We start from the raw sequence: 16991 nt of genomic DNA on the forward strand, positions 1-16991 counted from the left end.
ATGGGGAAATGGCATACACCGAGCAGCCTCGATCGAATCCTTCAAACGCAACTTCGTCCGGCGAGCCCCTCGGCAGACGGCTGGATTCCTGGAAGGAAATCGCCTCATATCTCAATCGCAGCGAAAAGACGGTCCGGCGATGGGAGGAAAAAGAGGGCTTACCCGTTCATCGCCTGCTCCACGAACAGCGCGGCTCGGTTTATGCATACGCCAGCCAATTGGACGCCTGGTTGGAATCCAGATCCCATCTCGGATCACATGGCGTCAATGGTGCTGGCGAACCTTTTTCGAATGTGGCAGCCGAAGCCGAACCTGAGAAGGAAAACTACGAGTCACCTTCCAGCTGTTCAGGCCCAAAGTCATGGGGAGAATCTCTCAGGCTTCGCCTAACTGCCTCTCTGCTCTGGATGCTCCCGCGGCGAGGTGACCACGGGCCGGAGGACCCGCCAGCAAAGGTCAGCGTGCGGACCAAGTCGCGAGTCTGGGCAAGGGTCGCCGTTGTTGCCGGATTCGTTCTCCTGATAGGGGCGGCATTGTTGCATTACGGGGGATGGCAAGCTCGCCGTAAACCTTCGCCTGAGTCTGGTTCTCTGGTTCGGGCCGGAACAGGCTACGGCAACCAATCAGCCGGATTCGGATCACCATCGCCTGCGGCGGTTCCGCTGACAAGCGATCCTGGCGACGAGATACAGCCCAGCTTTTCACCCGACGGAGACCAGGTGGCATATGCGTTTAACGAAGGAGACGCGGGCCACTATCACATTTGGGTGAAGGCGATCGGTTCCGAACAGGCGGTTCGACTGACGTCCGCGTCGTATAACGACATGAGTCCCTCCTGGTCCCCTGACGGCGAGAGCATCGCATTCATTCGCCTCAGTTCCGGGACCGAGGCATCGGTCATGATTATTCCCTCTTCAGGCGGAAACGAGCGGAAACTCGCCTCCATCGCAGTTAATCTCCTCCACACGGATACTACCTGGGTGTCGTGGTCGCCCGATGGGAACTGGATTGCCACCACGGATGTCAATTTCTCGGCGATGTACCGGCTGATTCTGATCTCAGTAAAGACAGGCCTAAAGCAGAACCTGAATTATGAGCCCTCCAAATTTGACGCAGATGCTGAGCCATCTTTCTCTCCTGATGGACGTTACCTGGCCTTTACACGGTACATCAGCCCGGCGGTAGCGGATATCTTTGTGCTCGAACTTCCGAACGAAGAGGGCGAAAGGGTTGAAGCACGGCAACTGACTCACTGGAACCGATGGTCCAGAAACCCGGTCTGGTCTGCGGACGGGCAGGAAATCCTGTTCATCAGAAAGGAAGCGGGCACCGGATCGAGGATCTGGAGAATCGCGGCGTTTCACAATACAGACGCCCGGCTCGTCGAGAGCGTTGGAGAGGGCAGTAGGTCCATTGCGTTTTCTGCGACGAGTAGTCGCCTTGTGTATTCCAACGGCGCTTCCGACTTGAACATCTGGCGCATCAGCCTCGACTCGACGTCTTCCGCCCCGACACCGAATCACAGCGCCGCGCCTACCCGGCTCATAGCTTCAACTCGCGCCGACGGCCAACCGCAGCTTTCGCCAGATGGGAGGTTGATCGCCTTCACATCCGATCGCTCGGGTGATCCCGAGATTTGGCTTGCCAACAGCGATGGCTCAGGCGAACGCCAGTTGACCCGGTTGCATGCAGCAATCAGTGCGGGGGCACATTGGTCGCCAAACGGCAAGGAGATTGTCTTTCATTCCCGCCCGGCTGGGAACGCCAATCTGTACATCGTGAATGTTGAAACCGGAGCTTACCGGCAACTTACCACCGGGCTCACAGAGAACTACATGCCTAGCTGGTCGCATGATGGCGAGTGGATCTACTTCGGTTCCGAAAGGGAAGGCGGAGAACAGATCTGGAGAATGCCGGCAAGCGGAGGACCAGCCACGAGACTGACGAAGAATGACGGGGCCATTGCGCTTGAGTCGCCGGACGGCAGACAAATTTTCTATACAAAGACCACCGAGCCGGGCCTCTGGATGCTGTCTCTTGAGAGCGGCATTGAATCGAAGATAGTGCCGAATACGGTTGGGTTTGAGTGCTTCACCATGGGAAAACGTGGGATGTATTTTGATCGCTTCTAGCACTGCTTTATGCCGGCAGACAGTCATGCTAACCCTGCCATCGCACAAAAATAGATTCTCTCAGACTGGCGAATCGTGGGCAGTCCAAGGGCAGGTGTCCGAGAAGGCCTAGCGGATCAACTCCGAATAGGCCTTCCAGGAAAGCGAGTGACACGGGGTTCCTAGAACAACGCACCTCCCTCTCTGGTCAATCAGTCTTGGAAAGCTGGTTTGCGCCCATGCGTATCAATATGGCTCGGTGGATTGACGTGCTGATGGACGTACGTTCCAAGCGCCTTCTGGATGAAGACATTTTGCTGGAGCGTGGCCGTCGTGTCGGTGTTTCGCTTGATGATCGCACTAAGGGTCGTATGCGATATCGCAGCGGCCAACTGTTGATTAAACCCTTGATTCAACCAGAAGAAACGATCTCCGTCCCTGAGCGCTTCAAATTGGTCCGCAATGATCGCCTGGAAGGTAGACCCCACCACGGCTCCGGCGGCGTGCTTCTCGGCTAAGCCTCCCATGAACAAGTCGACGTTTCCGATATTTCCGTAGACAGTCTGGAAGTTCCTCTGGAGGACCGGATCGCTGGTCAGTTGAGCGAAGGAGGTGTAGGGCGCCAACCCGATCGCACGCCGAGTCTGGTTGAGCGTCCCGAGGCCTACATCGCTCTCGCGTCGAATATCGATCGCGATCAGGTCCATCTGATCTACCTCCCCGCCCACCAAACCAGCAAACAACAGGTTGCGGAGAGCTCCTACGGAGTACACATCGGTCGCTTGTGAAAAGTCCGTTCCTATGGAGCGTATCAGTGGGTCTATTCCGTTTGCCTCATCGATCTCCGGCGTGTTGAAGAACGCTTCCGCCAGGGACTCGCTAAAGACAAGATTCCCGTTATTGTCGATCCCCTCCTGGGTGTCGGATACCTCCGAGTGCCCCATACGGAAGGCCGCTGTCGAAAATTCCTGCGTCACCTGTGCGTTCACCGTCGAATCATATCCCTTGTAAGGTCCGACAGCTGTGCCGACAACAAGAGGCACAAACTCCTGATACACAATGTTCTGGTACTCCGCAGTTGTAATCGCTTTTGCCATGTTGTATATCTGCTGCCCGGTCCAATTAGGGTGCGTCGCTCTAAGGGAGCCGACCCAGAAATTGTGTTCGCGCATGAAGAGAGTCGTGAGTGCAGTTAGCTCAGGATTCTCCATCACGCGCGGATCTCCCGTAACGAAGGAATCGTTCACGATCGGAAGAGCTTGTCCGTTGTTGGAGCTCTTTAACGTTCCGTCCGCATTCATCAGGCTCGCTGCAACCGCCGTCGTTGAACCATAGAGCTGGGAAAGATCGAGGTATCCGGCGACAGTATTGATGATCGTGTTCGTGATCGGGCTTCGCGTGTCCCGGGTCATTGCGATGGTCGTTCCAGCAGTAAACACGGGATCTCCTGGTGGCACGATGATGTTGATTGGTGCAGAAGTCAATGGCGTCTCTTCGAGATCGAGGTCATGATCGACAAACTGTCCGAAGACATAGAGCCACGCGGAAGCAGTGGGATCTTCAGTCTCGGCATTTTGACCATTCGCACCGGTACCACCGGCGATAACGTTGCTAACAGTGCGAGGATTGGGTGCGGGGGCAAGTCCGTTCTTTGTTCGGCGAGCGAAGTTCAAAGGCGCGAGTGCGAGCTCCGGCGAATTGGGAACGGCATTCAGGCGAGAGTGCACGATGTTATTTCCGATGCCCCCTATGGGCCGAAATTCGCTTAATAACTCAGTCTGAACTCCCTGTTGGGCAGGCTGAACCTGTGTGAATCCATCCGCAGCTGCGGCAAATAATAAAAAGAACGCGATATAGATAATACGGATATTAATCGACATGGCAATTTCCAACCTCTCAAAAATCGGTTAGCGGTGGCTTTAAGGACCTGCATGCACGTCAGACGAACATTGAGGAAGGCATGAAGGGCGCGAGGCATCCTTGGCGCGTTGTGGTGGCGCAGTTGATCAAAGCGTGCGTGGTGGAGGAACAACCGCCAGACGCTCGATGCTGCCCGTGTACCACGGCATCTAATAAGGGTTCGAAGGTGTGCATACGCGGAGAAACTCTGGAACGCGATGCGACCATAAACACACAGGAGTTCGAATCGTCTGAAATCTCCCACCTGGCGTATGAGTGTCTCAATGGCCACGTGAGCCAATCGTCTCTATAAGGCAGCCTGAACGTCGTTCAGGGCATTGAAGCGACTGGACTGCTTGAATAGACATGCAGTCCAGAATATAGAGCGAGGCCGCGACTCTGCTGAGCCTCAACCTGTCTCTGAGTTGTCTCACAATCGAGTTTCGGAATGTAGCGGTCAGTGCAATCACACAGCCAAACGCAATCGCCAGATAAGTTCATCCCAAATAACAAGATGCGACCATATACAAAATGGAACATTGAGCGTTAGCGAAGAAAGTTCGTAGAAGGAAGAAAAATTACCCCCATGAACGGCACAAATGCGGTAGAAATATCCAACGAGCGCAGGGCAGAGCGGCCCCTGAGGCCACGCAAAGAATGCTGTAAGCGCAGCTGGCTTCTCCGACTAGACTGTCCCGACAAATCCCAGTTTTCGGCAAGTCACCCCAGTGGGCCCGGAAGACGTAGTTTCCGAAAAATGGGATGAGCAGGTCTAGCGAATCGGAGAGACTATTGCCCATGAAAAATCCTACGCAGCACCTTGTCGCGGAAGTACCACGCAGAAGCTCCAGGGTCGGGATGACGATCGGGATCGACCTTGGGGATGTCTGGAGCCATTACTGCACGCTCAACGAAGATGGAGAAGTTGTGGGCCGGGGCCGATTTCGTACCAGCCCATCGGGAGTCGAGAAGTGGTTTACCGATCTGCCTCCGGTGCGGATCGCGATGGAAGCTGGTACGCATTCGATCTGGATCAGCGAACAGCTTCAGGAACTGGGTCACGAAGTGATCGTTGCGAACGTGCGCGAACTGCGTGCGATCTCGCACAGCGATCGGAAGAGCGATCAGGTGGATGCGGAGAAGCTGGCTCGATACGCGCGGCTCGATCCGAAGATCCTGCGTCCGATTGCCCATCGTACGGTCGCTCAGCAGGAAGCACTGACCTTGATCCGTGCCCGCAACCTGATCGTTCGGCTGCGGACGGCGGCGGTGAACTCGGTGCGCGGGTTGGCTAAGCCCTGCGGCTATCGCCTACCAGCCTCTTCCACCTTGTGCTTCGCCAAGCGGTGCATGGCCGTGCTGCCCCCGGGTCTGGCTCTGGCACTCGGCCCAGTGCTCGAACAGATCGCCACCATGACGGTAAAGATCAAGCACTATGACCATCTGATCCAACAGCTGACGGAGACGGAGTACCCGGAGACGCAGGCGCTGATCAAAGTCTATGGCGTCGGCCAGCTCACAGCACTGACGTACGTTCTGACGCTGGGCAGCAAGGAACGCTTCGCGCGAAGTCGCGATGTGGGCTGTTATCTCGGCCTGCGGCCGAGACGCAGGCAGTCCGGGAACCACGACCCGCAGCTCGGCATCACCAAGGCTGGCAATATCTACCTCAGGTCTCTGCTAGTCGAGTGCGCCAACCATGTGCTCGGGCCGCATGGACGGGACTCAACCCTGCGGCAGTGGGGCCTGCATCTGGCATCGCGTGGAAGCAAGCAGTCTCGGAATCGAGCCATCGTCGCCGTCGCTCGCAAGCTCGCAGTACTGCTTCATCGCATCTGGGTCACGCAAGAGCCGTACATCCCGTTCTATGCAGTAGCTGCCTGAGTATCCGAATTATGTGCCCTGTTGCTAAACCCCGCGTCCCGATGACTGCGTGTCGGGTTGGGCCTTCACAAGGCCGGCCGAAAACTGGCAGCATCGACTTCTCCTTCTGACCCCAACCCGACACAGAGCCACGAACGGCTCACTCAAAGTGCGAATAGAAACACGGCGGAGAATAACAACGCGGAACAACCACAACAAACATCAACAAAGGCAAAGACGCTATGAAGGGAAAAACAAAAAACACTTGACGCCAGTGACCTGCTCATAGAAACCCCGTTTATCGTGAGCTACACCACCTGTTTTGGGAGAGGGCAAAAATAATCGCTATGGAACCCGATACAAGCTCAGACTATTGGGATTCCCAACTGCAAAATACTTCCCATCGGGCGAGAATGCGGACCACGACCGACGCTCTGGAAGATTAGTGATCGGTACCATCGCAACAGCATTAGCCGTGTTGCCGTCATAAATTGTGAAGTGCTCGTACAGAAGAAACGAAGGGTCACCCTCCGCTTCGCTGGATTCAAGTGCGAATCGGCTGCCGTCCCTACTTGCGCCAGCAAACCCACCAAATCCATCAACTACAGGCTGTTCCGCCAACACCCTACCGTCGCGATCCACGATCTTTATGGTGCTGCATCCGAACTGCCAGCTTTTTACTTTCGCTGAAATCCCTGGACTAAATTCGCATCTGCCAAGCGCTTTCAGCCCCGTTGCGTCTGTGCTCGAAGTACTTGGGGCGGATGCAGACGCAGACCCATTAGCGGAACTAAGGTCCGGATTGAGTACGCGCGGCGGGCTGCTTTGTACATCTATGCGATCATCATTTGTCGCGTAGATGTACGGCATTGTGCCCCAGCGCCCCGCGAAATTTATCTCGTTCTTCTTTGTCCCCGTCCTCAGATCTAAGGACAGAAGACGGTAGTTAGACAGGGGCCACTTTCCTTCGTACCCTGCCGAACCTGAATCAAAGACTGCCAACACTCGGTCTCCCGCAAAAACGACGTGGCGCGTTGCGGCATATTCCGATCCTGTGTTCACGCCCTGCCATGTCTGTTCCTGTAGAACCGTGGACCATACTTTTTGTGCTTCGGGAGGGTACTTTTTGGAATGTGCGAGCGCACTAAGCGATGGGACAAACAACATAAGGATTCCCAGAACGTTCGCGATAGCGTGCGCTCGGGGTCTCTGCGATGTTAGAAGCGCAATGGCAATGCCGCCAATCACTACGGCGACAACGTCACCAGCGACCCACCGAGCTATGGGTTGACTTCCGCCAGGCGACACAAACCAGACGAAGATGGCAGTCGATAGCGCCGCAGTTGAGAAACCCCAAGGCAAACACACCCTCGGGCGAACGCGAAGAGCAAGACCGACAACTAGCGTGGAAGGCAACACCAACAACAGCGCTACAACCAGCATAACTAGCAGATGCAATGGCCGTAGAAGTAACGGCGTGGAATGCCTGAAGCCGAGTGTGGAGACCCTTGCGATCAGTGAACGGTCTAGCAATGTAGAGAATTCCATCGTCACCATTGCCGCGAACATGTTGACCACCAGCACAGGCAACACCAGCAGCGACTTTAAGGCAATTCTGAGACGTGGGTTCATACCGCCAAAAGTATAATTCTTCGGTTCAATGGCTGACGGGGAAGTGACGCCGAGACGTCAAGTTGGATCTTGTTGTGCCTGCAAAGTCCGGCGGTCCAACGGGTCGATGCAACACCATCTGATATGAATCATTTTTCTAAAGGTGGTGTTTATGACACAAGGAAAACGGGACAGGCTTTCCGCGGAGGAACGATGCTGGTTCAGGCGTTCCTGATCAGTTCTGGTGAAGGAAGTCAACCGCCGAGGCACCGAGGAGCCGTCAGACCGCATCACAGACACAACTGCCTGCTACATGGCGCTCGTCGAGCATGGCGAGGGCTGCGACAGCTGCAAAGAGGTTTGAGATGAAATCGACGAAGGATGTAATGTTTCCAAAACGCGACGTAGTGGCTGAGGCTGAAGTGACCGGGGTTGATCCTATCCCAGATGATACGGAGCCTTTCATGTTGCGTCAGGGCATTGTCAACTTAAGACGTTGAGGGACATTCTGAGCTGGGAACGCTGCGGGTCTTGCGCTGGCTTAGGCCACGGTCACTTCCTGCCAGACCGCGAATGACCGCGATCGCAGGAGCCGGTGATTGCTAGACCTCATAAGTGTCGGCCCACTCGGAACAGATTTCGGACGGCATCATGGAGGGAGAGAAAACGTTGTGCGTGCCTGTCGGATTTGAATCGGCGCATTTGCCGTTCCCGTTGGCGCGTCGGCTGATGCGAGGCTTCGACGCGATTGTTGGCCTACCGCTCCACCCTGTGAGTCGCGTTGCTGAAGATGCTTCGCATGGCAGCGGAGTAGCTTCTCAATTTGTCGGTGATGATCTGCAGTGGTTCCGAACCCTGGCCACGCACGAGTTTTCGAAAAAATCGCTCTGCGGCGCGCTGATCACGATGCGGCTGGACCAGAATGTCGATCACGTCGCCGTCCTGATCCACGGCGCGCCACAAATACCGCTGTTGGCCGTTGATTCGAATGAAGACTTCATCCAAATGCCAGTGGTCGCCCAGCCGTCCCTCTCGTCGCTTCAACCGCCGAGCATAGTCGAGACCGAACTTCTCACACCACTGCCGGATCGTTTCATAGGATACGATGATGCCGCGCTCGGCGAGAAGATCTTCGACATCCCGGAAACTCAGGCAGAAGCGGTGATAAGCCCACACCGCATAGCTGATGATCTGGGAAGGGAAACCATAGCCGGAGTAACGAAAGCAATCACTCTTCATGGCACCAGTGTTTCAGGTTTCGTGCGCAAGTTGACAATGCCAGGTCAGCCGAATCGCTCGACCGCTTCCATCTCACACACTCTCGCTATTTGCACCAGAGCCAAAAAAGTGGCAGCCCTTTGAGGGCTGCCACCTTTCTTGTTGAGGGCTGGCGAGTGCCGGCCCCGCCGATTATTGGTCGTCGTCTGACCCCCTATGTCTCTTGACGTCGATAACCCAGGGAGCGGAGACAACACTCTTCCAATTCGCATCACCGGAATAGACCGCAGTGATGACATTCACGCCTTTCGGCAACGTGGTGGCGAATGTTGCACCCAGTGCGCCATTTTCACCTATCACGACCTGTGGGAAGCCGATCGCACGAGGTCTACCGCCGTCCTCGGCATCGAATAATTGAATGGTGCCGGTAGGCGCCTTGACATTTGTCGAGGCCGCGGAGCTGGTCAACAAAGCGGTGATGCTTGTTTCCTCCCGAACCCCCACAACGTTATCCCTGGGTTGTACCGTAACCGTTGGCACACCCTGCGCCACGTTGACGGATACTGGTGCGCTGCTGCCAACGGCAAAGTTGGTATCACCCGCATAGACCGCATAAACGCCCTGTGTTCCGACAGCGTCCCACTCGACTATGCCAGTCGCCTTGCCCCCAGCGAGTACAACCTGGCCGCTGAGCTGGCCGTTGTTTGAAAACAGCGTGACGGTGCCTGTGGGGAGAGCCGTGCCGCCCTTAGTTGCCGGCGCTACGGCAACAGAGAACGAGCTCCGTTCGCCCAACGAAAACGATGGTTTACCCAGGTTGACGCTGATGTTCACCGGTTGGGTTCCGCTGTTGCCATCGGTTGTTCGGATCGACTGCAAAGAACCCGGGTATACAACGATGTAGTTTGCATCGCCGGCGTAGTTCGGAGTCAGGAAGTACTCTCCTGCGGGCGAGTTGAACGGAATCGTTGCCGTACCGGTGTTGTCAATCGTGCCCGTGCCCAGAACGGCGCCGGTATCGTCGCGAGTGAGAGTGACCACTCCGGTAGGCTGAATGGTCGTGGGCCCCAATGGGCCACGGAACGTGACGAAAGCGATATCCCGGCTGCCCGCAACCGGAGTAATGGTGTTGGCCCTGGTATCGGCAAACACGAAGCCCGGGACGATCTCGAAGGCGAGCGTGGTGCTGCTTGGGTTGAAGCTGCTGCCGCCGGAATAGTCTGCCTTGAAGGTATACGTTCCGAGCCCGTAATCGCATGGTGTGTTAGGTCCGCACTGGACATAGATCTGGCCGCTGCTGCTCACGGGATACGTGCCAATTACCTTGTTTCCCTGAGACAACTTGATCGTGCCGGTCCCGTCCGTTGAGCCCGATACCCCATTCACCTGGAACTGCAGCCAGAACGGCTCCCCAAGTAGACCAGTGGTCGATGGAACCACGATCGGAGAAAAATGTCTGAGAAGAACTCTCTGGGCGAAGCTCGTCCCGGTTAGAACGCTGTTTTCGGGAGTCACTGTAACGAAGACGGGTCGCGAGGAACTGGCGCCAAAGACGCTGTCGCCGGAGTACTCCGCAGTGAGAGTGTATTGCCCGCCCGGCAGATTGATGGTGCTTGCACTATAAGCTCCGGAGACCAGGGGCGTACTCTGAGGCGCTCCGGTGGTGGTGTTCGCAGTAAGGAGTACTTCTCCGGAAGGAGTTCCGCCGCGGGCTCCGGTGACCATACCGGAAAGAGTAACGGACGTGCCGTGCGGGAAGGTGGTTTGAGAGAGGTTTAGCGTGGTCTTCGAATGGAAGGTTCTGCGCTTACCCCATCCCTCTACGAGGTTGGCGACGTCCACCGATCCGAGGCCAGTTCCAAGGTCATAGCCTCCTGTCGAAGCGTAGCCGTCCGTAAAACTGTTGGGAAGGAACTTCGCCGGCGGAAGAGATCTACCAACCGGTACAGGCGAATCGGGCCCCTGGCAATCTGGCGCACCGTGAAGGCACGGCACCGCATTCGATCCGAGGGTGATGTCGTGGAAGATGCAGGTGGTGGGTTGCGTCGGGCTGGTGAGTTGGCTTGAGTCGCAGCTTTGATCCTTGTCTGCGGCTGCCAACTGATAGAGCTGGTAGTTGGCTACGCCCTGGAACTGACCGTGCTTCTGCTCAATGAGAGCCATGATGCTGGCCATGGAGGGGAGGCCGCCGAGGTGCCACCGACGATTGAGGCCTGTTGCAGGGTAATGGAGCCGTCGCTGTTCTTGGTCCACTGGCAGCTACCTTCGACACAGATGATGTAGCCGTCATGTCCACCGGCGGCTGCAAGAGAAACGTCCGGGAGATCGCGCACTCCGTCCTGCGGAACGCCCGGGCCTGCCTGCCACGAGGGCTTGGCATAACCGGCCGCACAGAACTCCGTTTCGGTATCGTCTGTAGTACGGCTTGCACAGGAACTGACGCCACCACCGCCCGCAAATGAGGAGCCATGGAATGCGAAGTTACAGTTGGTGATGCTCTGCGGGAGGCCGAACGCACAGGATTCGTTCCACACTGCTTCCGGGATGTAGCCCTTGGCGGAGGATAGGTCGTTTGTATTGCTCGCGTTCCAATAGGTGGCGAGGTTGACGTCGTTGAATTCCGTGCCACCGACAGCAACGTTGTAGGGCGTAGAGGCAAGGCCGCTGACGCCAAAGCTATAGACCGTGCTCAAATTGGATGGGTTATTGCACATGCTGGATCCGGCATCGCCTGAGGAGACAAATACCGTAATGCCCTCCGCCGCTGCCTGCTGCCAGAGCAGATGGTAGAACCCAATTTGCGAATCCGTCATATCGGCTTCGCACAAGCCGAAGCTCACGGTCATAATGGGCGCAAGCGCCTTATCGACGATGTAGGCCGCTGATATATCTACACCGTCCGTGGTGCTGGTGGTAGCGCCAACGACGTAAGCGATTTTAGCTTTGGGAGCGATCGCGCCCGCCCATTCCAGGTCGAGCGAGGCCTCCACATCGTCGCCCGAAACCACGCCGGGATCTGTTGTTGCGTAAATCACTGTGGGGTCATTAAAGGGCAAGCCTGCGATGGTGCGGAAGGCTTCGACATCCGACATGCTGATATCGGAGCGACCCACGACCGCGATCGAGACCCCAGATCCATCGATGCCATTCGCGACTACACTCTGTGCATCGTAGATCTTCGAAAAGTCACCCGGCATGAGGAATGCTTCGGTCTGGGTGGGATTCGTAAACTCCGAGGAGAATGGCGTTTGCCCTGCGCTGGTGTCGGCCATGCGCACCAATTTCCCCGCCTGATTGCGCGCGACCTTGCCTGGAGGTGTGTGCTGCGGGCTGGAGAGAAAATTGTTTATGCTGACCACTCCGGTGACAGCAGGCTCGAGCGCAGCGGGAATCGACAGATTCGTGGCATTGGCGTATTTCTTTAAGCCACTGATGGAATATTGATGGATCTGTGTCTGGAATGCATTCTCGACCTGCGCTGCATTGCCGCTGAACCGGATCCAGTTCTTGCCGTGTGAAACTTCGTCCACCGAAAATCCATTCGAAGTAAGCCAGCTGCTCACTATCTCGACGTCCGCAGCGTTGGCGCCAAACTGTTCTGCATAGAGTGCAGGAGTAATCCACTTGTGGAAGTTCGGGGAGTCGGGATTGTGCAGATCATCAACGTATTTCTTTAGCGCAGCTGCCTGATCAGCCGACGGCCGCAGCGTGAGCAGCATGTCTTTCATCGCCAAACTCGCATCTACTCTGCCTTGATCGCTTGCGGTATTGGCCATGGGATGTACCGTGCCGGCTAACGTCTTTCTCTGAGAGGGATCAACCGCTTGCATAATCTTCGGCTTGATCTGGGCATGTGCGAAAGATGCAAGAGTAAGCAAAACACCGGCCATACCGGTAACGAATTTCGTTACTTTACAAGAACTAACTTTCATCAACTGACCTCGGGGGAGTGCGTGGGTAGATTAAGGGTTGGTCCATGCGCATCAGGGAGTACGAAATCTATGCATGGACCTGGCGAATTAGCGCGAGAAAAAACCGGAAGATTGGCACTCAGGGAAAGCGAAACGCTAGACGCATAGCAGCGCCCTCATATTTCTTGAATCTGCAGTAACAATTTGTCGTGATAATAGACACGGCGCGCAACTGCGGCCTATTACATGAAGCTGGTAGAGGACTCTTCGCATGACGTCAACACGGTGCTTGGCGGACGCTTACGCTTCACCTGCCGATAGGTTTAGAGATGTTGAGTTGTTTCTCTCACTCGTCAGGAATTCAGACTCCGTCTGGATGCGGTGCCGCGGTTTCGGTTCGATCAGGACGGTGTCCGTTCGAGTTCAGGAGAGTAAGGTGCGGTTTGGTCATTCATCCTCCGAGTTGAGGAGCCGATGTGGATCTACCTGGGATTCATGCGACGGTTGGATCGTGAACAGCGGTTTGTAGAGCATCCGATTGGCATTCGTGAGATCACTAACTTAACTCTGACTACCCCCGTGCCACTTCGCTCCACCGCGTCTCAGAGCATGGTCAAGAGTGGAATTCTTTCATCGCACGATGGAGAAGAATCTCTCCTCGAAATTGAATTCGACGGCAGCTGGCGCAAAGAGATTGCGGATTTCATGCCATATCTGCCAGTCGTCTTTCAATTTTGATTCCAGAGAAATTCAACCCTCAGCGCGCTTCGTCGAAGATTGAGGGAGGATCACGGTCTACTCTTCCAATCCGGTTATTGAAGAGTGGCCGACAATCCGGCTGGACAGTGCTGCATCGGCGCCCCAACTCATGCAGGGGCGCGAAGAGCTCGGTTCGATCTGACTTCAATATCGCGCGCGACCACCAGACATATTGCGGCGCAAGCACATGCGGAATGGCGCTTCAAAATTCTCAACTCGGTGATCTAGGTGAGTTACGCCGGGTGACGGTTACTCCCACGCTCTCCCTTCAATTCGGTGGGCCAATACTGAAAACTGGACTTCCTGGAGCGCTTGACACGAAGGCTGAAGATAAGCGTATTCTTTCAGAATTCACCGGCGTCATTCCCGTTTGATTCGGATGCCGGCTCTTGTCCTCCAGGGTGAAATGCAATCGTAGAGCAGAACGTCCCCCCTGTGAGCGGCCTTATGGAGACCCTCAGTTCATTTCTGAGCAAGACCGCTCTTCTTGGAATGTTCCAAAGTGGATTCATCGGTCTCCCCCAGGACCCTCGGCCAATACCCGACGGCGTGCGTACGAAGGAGCAGCTTATGTCACCCGACAAGCCAGCCGCCCTCACAAATGCAGTCTGGACAGAGAGCAGGAAAGCCCGGATAGTTCGTTCCGTTCGTTCCGTTAAGTATTCTCCTATCTTTTCCTACGCATCATAATGACAGTAATCAGGAGGATTTATGCATACATTCTCTCTCCATTTCCGTCACGAATCTCCAGACGGTCCATGGATCGCCTCATGCCCCGTTCAACCCGACCTGGAGGGCTTTAGCGGACTGACACGTAGCTTCGCCAGCGAAGGAGCAATGGCAACCGCGCTCGAGGCTGCCGGCGTAAAAATTGATCGGTCGAGAGAGGCTTTGGACGAAGTGCACAACGGCCACGCGTCGTCTCTGGAAATTAGCCAGAATGAGGCACAGAAGCTCGGCATTCTTCACACCGATTCGCCGGAATAACCCACCTCGCGGCTCTCTGTAAGATCACTTTTCCGTCCGAGCAGCAAACGCCTAAAGCGCACCGGACAAACCTTCAGTCGGCCCGATAACTTATCTATTCTTGCCGTATCACGGTAGGACTCTATCGGAACCACTCCACCTGCACATGATCCAAGGCGAGACGGCCTCTTCGGGGAGCGGTTCGGATAGAGCCGTGAGGAGGAAGCCGGTGGTGGGGTCGGGGCAGGATGTTTGGGGCTATGGGTTTTCAATCGCGCTGCTGATTGGAGTGGCTGATGAGAAGCGATGCAGATAGCGAGCCGGGGGCATGGAGAGTGGGCATCCGATAGGCATGCAGGCGACAGAGTACGGTTGGTCGCCCTGGCAAGACGGCCTTGTCCGAGGCGTGGAACACACGTCCAGGGAGCATCGCCAGAGGCAGGTGCAAGGGTCCGGTTAAACATGAGGTCAGGACGTGTCATAGGCACCTACAGGTCGAGTTTCGGCGAAGAAGATCTGAGCGGCAGTAAGTCGCTCGATAAGATACATGGGGCCTTGGCAGCGAGGGCACGGCCATGTGGCTGGCTGGGTGGAGGAGGGCGCATCTGTTGCCGGCGGCGGCTGGTGGAGCAGGTAGCGGCAGAGCGGAAGCAGACTTCCACGGGAGCGGTTGGTCAGCCAGCCGAAGTAGCGGATGCGGGGAAGCCTCTGGGCAGCACATGCTGGAGGAAGCGGCGCAGGAACTCCTCCGGCGAGAGCGTCAAGGTGCGATGCTTGCTGCCATGCGCGTAGTCCTTCCAGCGGAAGCTGATCGCGGCATCTGAGACCGAGAGCAGGCGGTGGTTGGAGATGGCGACGCGGTGGGTATAGCGGGCCAGGTAGTGAAGGACGTGCTCCGGCCCGCCGAAGGGCGGCTTGGCATAGACGACCCAGTCCTGCTGGAACAGAGTACGCAGAAAAGCGGCGAAGTTCTTCTCTTCTGTCAGCGGCAAGCACTCGCCGTAGAATCGCAACTGATCGCGATGAAAAGCGCGTCGTAGTCCAGCAAGGAACTTGCCGCGGAAGACGTGGCTGAGGACCTTGACGGGCAGAAAGAAGTGAGGGCGCGAAGAGATCCAGTGGCTGTGATCCGGCGACAGACCGCCGCCGGGCACGACACAGTGGACATGCGGGTGAGGCTGCAGGGTCTGTCCCCAGGTATGCAGCACGGCGAGTAAACCGGCTTGAGCGCCGAGATGCTTCGGATCGGCTGCGACTTCGAGCAGCGTGGCTGCGCTGGCTTCGAACAGCAGAGCGAAGAGCCGCCGCTGGTTCTGCCACATCAGCGGCACGAGCGCGTGCGGCACACTGAAGACCAGGTGATAGTAGCCCACGGGCAGCAGCTCCTGCTGGCGCTTGGCGAGCCACTGTTCGCGAGCGTTGGTCTGGCACTTGGGGCAGTGCCGGTTGCGGCATGAGTTGTAAGAGATGGCCTGATGGCCGCAGTTGGAGCACTGATCGCGATGTCCCCCGAGCGCGGCCGTGCGGCAACGGGCGATGGCGTCGAGCACCTTCGCCTGCGGCCATGTCAACGACGCACGTTCTCGAAACCTGCTGCCTGCTGTACGGATCACATCGGCCACCTCGAAAGGTGGCCGCGTCATCCCAGTCGCTTCTCCTGCATGTTGCGGATCGTGAGTTGGTCAAGCGGGTTGATGGCGGCATGCAGATGCCGCTGGGACAGGTGCAGATAGATGGTCGTGTCTTCCAGTCGCTCATGCCCCATCAGCAACTGGATGGTACGCAGGTCGGCTCCGCCTTCCAGCAGATGCGTGGCGAAGCAATGCCGGAGCGTATGGGGGCCAAGCTTCTTCTGAATGCCCGCGCGGGTGGCCGCCGCCCGGCAGACGTTCCACACCGTCTTATCGGAGATAGGCTGATCGCTGCCGGCTGCGCTCCTCTTGCTGGGGAACAGATAGACGCGGGGCTTCTTCCAGCGCCAGTAGTCGCGCAGCGCTTCGAGCATCTTCGGCGTCAGCGGCACATCGCGGTCGCGCATGCCCTTGCCCCGGTGGATGTGGATGACCATGCGCTGGCTGTCGATGTCGCTCACCTTCAGCAGAGACGCTTCGGTGCGGCGCATGCCGGTGGCGTAGAGCAGCATCAGGAGCATGCGATGCATGCGGTTCGCCGCCGCCTCGATCAGTCGCGTCACCTCGTCCTGGCTGAGCACGGTTGGCAAGGTGCGCGGCTGCTTGGGAAAAGGCAGATCGTCGAAAGCCAAATCGCGCCGCTTCAGCGTCTTCTTGTAAAGAAACCGCAGAGCCGAGATGTTGTTCTCCACCGTGCCGAGCGCAAACTTCCTCTCGTGAAGCAGGTAAAGCTGATAGCGGCGCAGTTCTTCGCCACCCATCTGTTCGGGCGAACGGTGAAAGTACTCGGCAAACTGCTGCACAGCACGGATGTAGCCGCGGATCGTATCAGGGGAATAGTTGCGCCGCAGGAGATCGTCCAGCATGCGTCGACGGAGTGGGGTCATAGGATCCTCCTTCCTATAACCAACAACGCTAGCCCCGCCGTTCTCCTCTCGTCACACCACCACGATCCATCCGCCGCGCCAGCGGCTTAGTCCTGACCGGGCTATACGGAAATTACCGCCAAGGAGGGGTAATGT

At 56.8% G+C, this 16991-nt stretch carries 8 protein-coding genes and 2 pseudogenes; 4 read left to right on the forward strand and 6 right to left on the reverse strand.

What is annotated here, in order from left to right; translation table 11 throughout:
* Positions 1–8 precede the first annotated feature (8 nt).
* Entirely contained in the window at positions 9–2132 is a 2124-nt protein-coding gene (locus RBB80_RS33185; RefSeq protein WP_433966314.1) for a hypothetical protein, read from the forward strand.
* A gap of 191 nt (positions 2133–2323) precedes the next feature.
* Here RBB80_RS33185 and RBB80_RS33190 read toward each other — a convergent pair whose 3' ends face one another.
* Positions 2324–3991 (reverse strand): peroxidase family protein, encoded by a 1668-nt coding sequence (locus RBB80_RS33190; RefSeq protein ID WP_433966315.1) that lies wholly within the window; start codon positions 3989–3991, stop codon positions 2324–2326.
* An 877-nt stretch (positions 3992–4868) separates the two neighbouring features.
* On the opposite strand from RBB80_RS33190, the gene RBB80_RS33195 reads away from it, so the two are divergent.
* The gene (locus RBB80_RS33195; protein ID WP_433966316.1) at positions 4869–5894 is read left to right on the forward strand and encodes an IS110 family transposase; all 1026 of its coding nucleotides are present in this window, start codon (positions 4869–4871) and stop codon (positions 5892–5894) included.
* 2131 nt (positions 5895–8025) lie between these two features.
* Here the strand turns inward: RBB80_RS33195 and RBB80_RS33200 are convergent.
* From RBB80_RS33200 to RBB80_RS33210, 3 genes and pseudogenes are all read right to left on the reverse strand, one after another.
* Positions 8026–8723 (reverse strand): annotated as a pseudogene (locus RBB80_RS33200) (IS6 family transposase).
* 171 nt (positions 8724–8894) lie between these two features.
* A complete protein-coding gene (locus RBB80_RS33205) occupies positions 8895–10865 on the reverse strand; it encodes an Ig-like domain repeat protein (protein WP_433966317.1) in 1971 nt (656 codons plus the stop codon).
* Positions 10823–12478, reverse strand: coding sequence for a S53 family peptidase (locus RBB80_RS33210; protein WP_433966318.1), 1656 nt, complete (start codon positions 12476–12478; stop codon positions 10823–10825). The genes RBB80_RS33205 and RBB80_RS33210 overlap by 43 nt, the downstream gene beginning before the upstream one ends.
* Before the next feature lie 609 nt (positions 12479–13087).
* Here RBB80_RS33210 and RBB80_RS33215 point away from each other — a divergent pair.
* Together RBB80_RS33215 and RBB80_RS33220 are read left to right on the forward strand one after the other, a co-directional pair.
* A complete protein-coding gene (locus RBB80_RS33215; RefSeq protein WP_433966319.1) occupies positions 13088–13351 on the forward strand; it encodes a hypothetical protein in 264 nt (87 codons plus the stop codon).
* A gap of 732 nt (positions 13352–14083) precedes the next feature.
* A complete protein-coding gene (locus RBB80_RS33220) occupies positions 14084–14359 on the forward strand; it encodes a hypothetical protein (RefSeq protein ID WP_433966320.1) in 276 nt (91 codons plus the stop codon).
* Positions 14360–14806: 447 nt separating this feature from the next.
* Here RBB80_RS33220 and RBB80_RS33225 read toward each other — a convergent pair.
* Positions 14807–15981 (reverse strand): annotated as a pseudogene (locus RBB80_RS33225) (IS91 family transposase).
* Positions 15978–16835, reverse strand: a complete 858-nt coding sequence (locus tag RBB80_RS33230) for a tyrosine-type recombinase/integrase (RefSeq protein WP_433965123.1) — start codon at positions 16833–16835, stop codon at positions 15978–15980. The pseudogene RBB80_RS33225 and the gene RBB80_RS33230 overlap by 4 nt, the downstream one beginning before the upstream one ends.
* Positions 16836–16991 lie beyond the last annotated feature (156 nt).

This window comes from Tunturiibacter gelidiferens (assembly GCF_051013345.1).
Lineage (GTDB): Bacteria > Acidobacteriota > Terriglobia > Terriglobales > Acidobacteriaceae > Edaphobacter > Edaphobacter gelidiferens_A.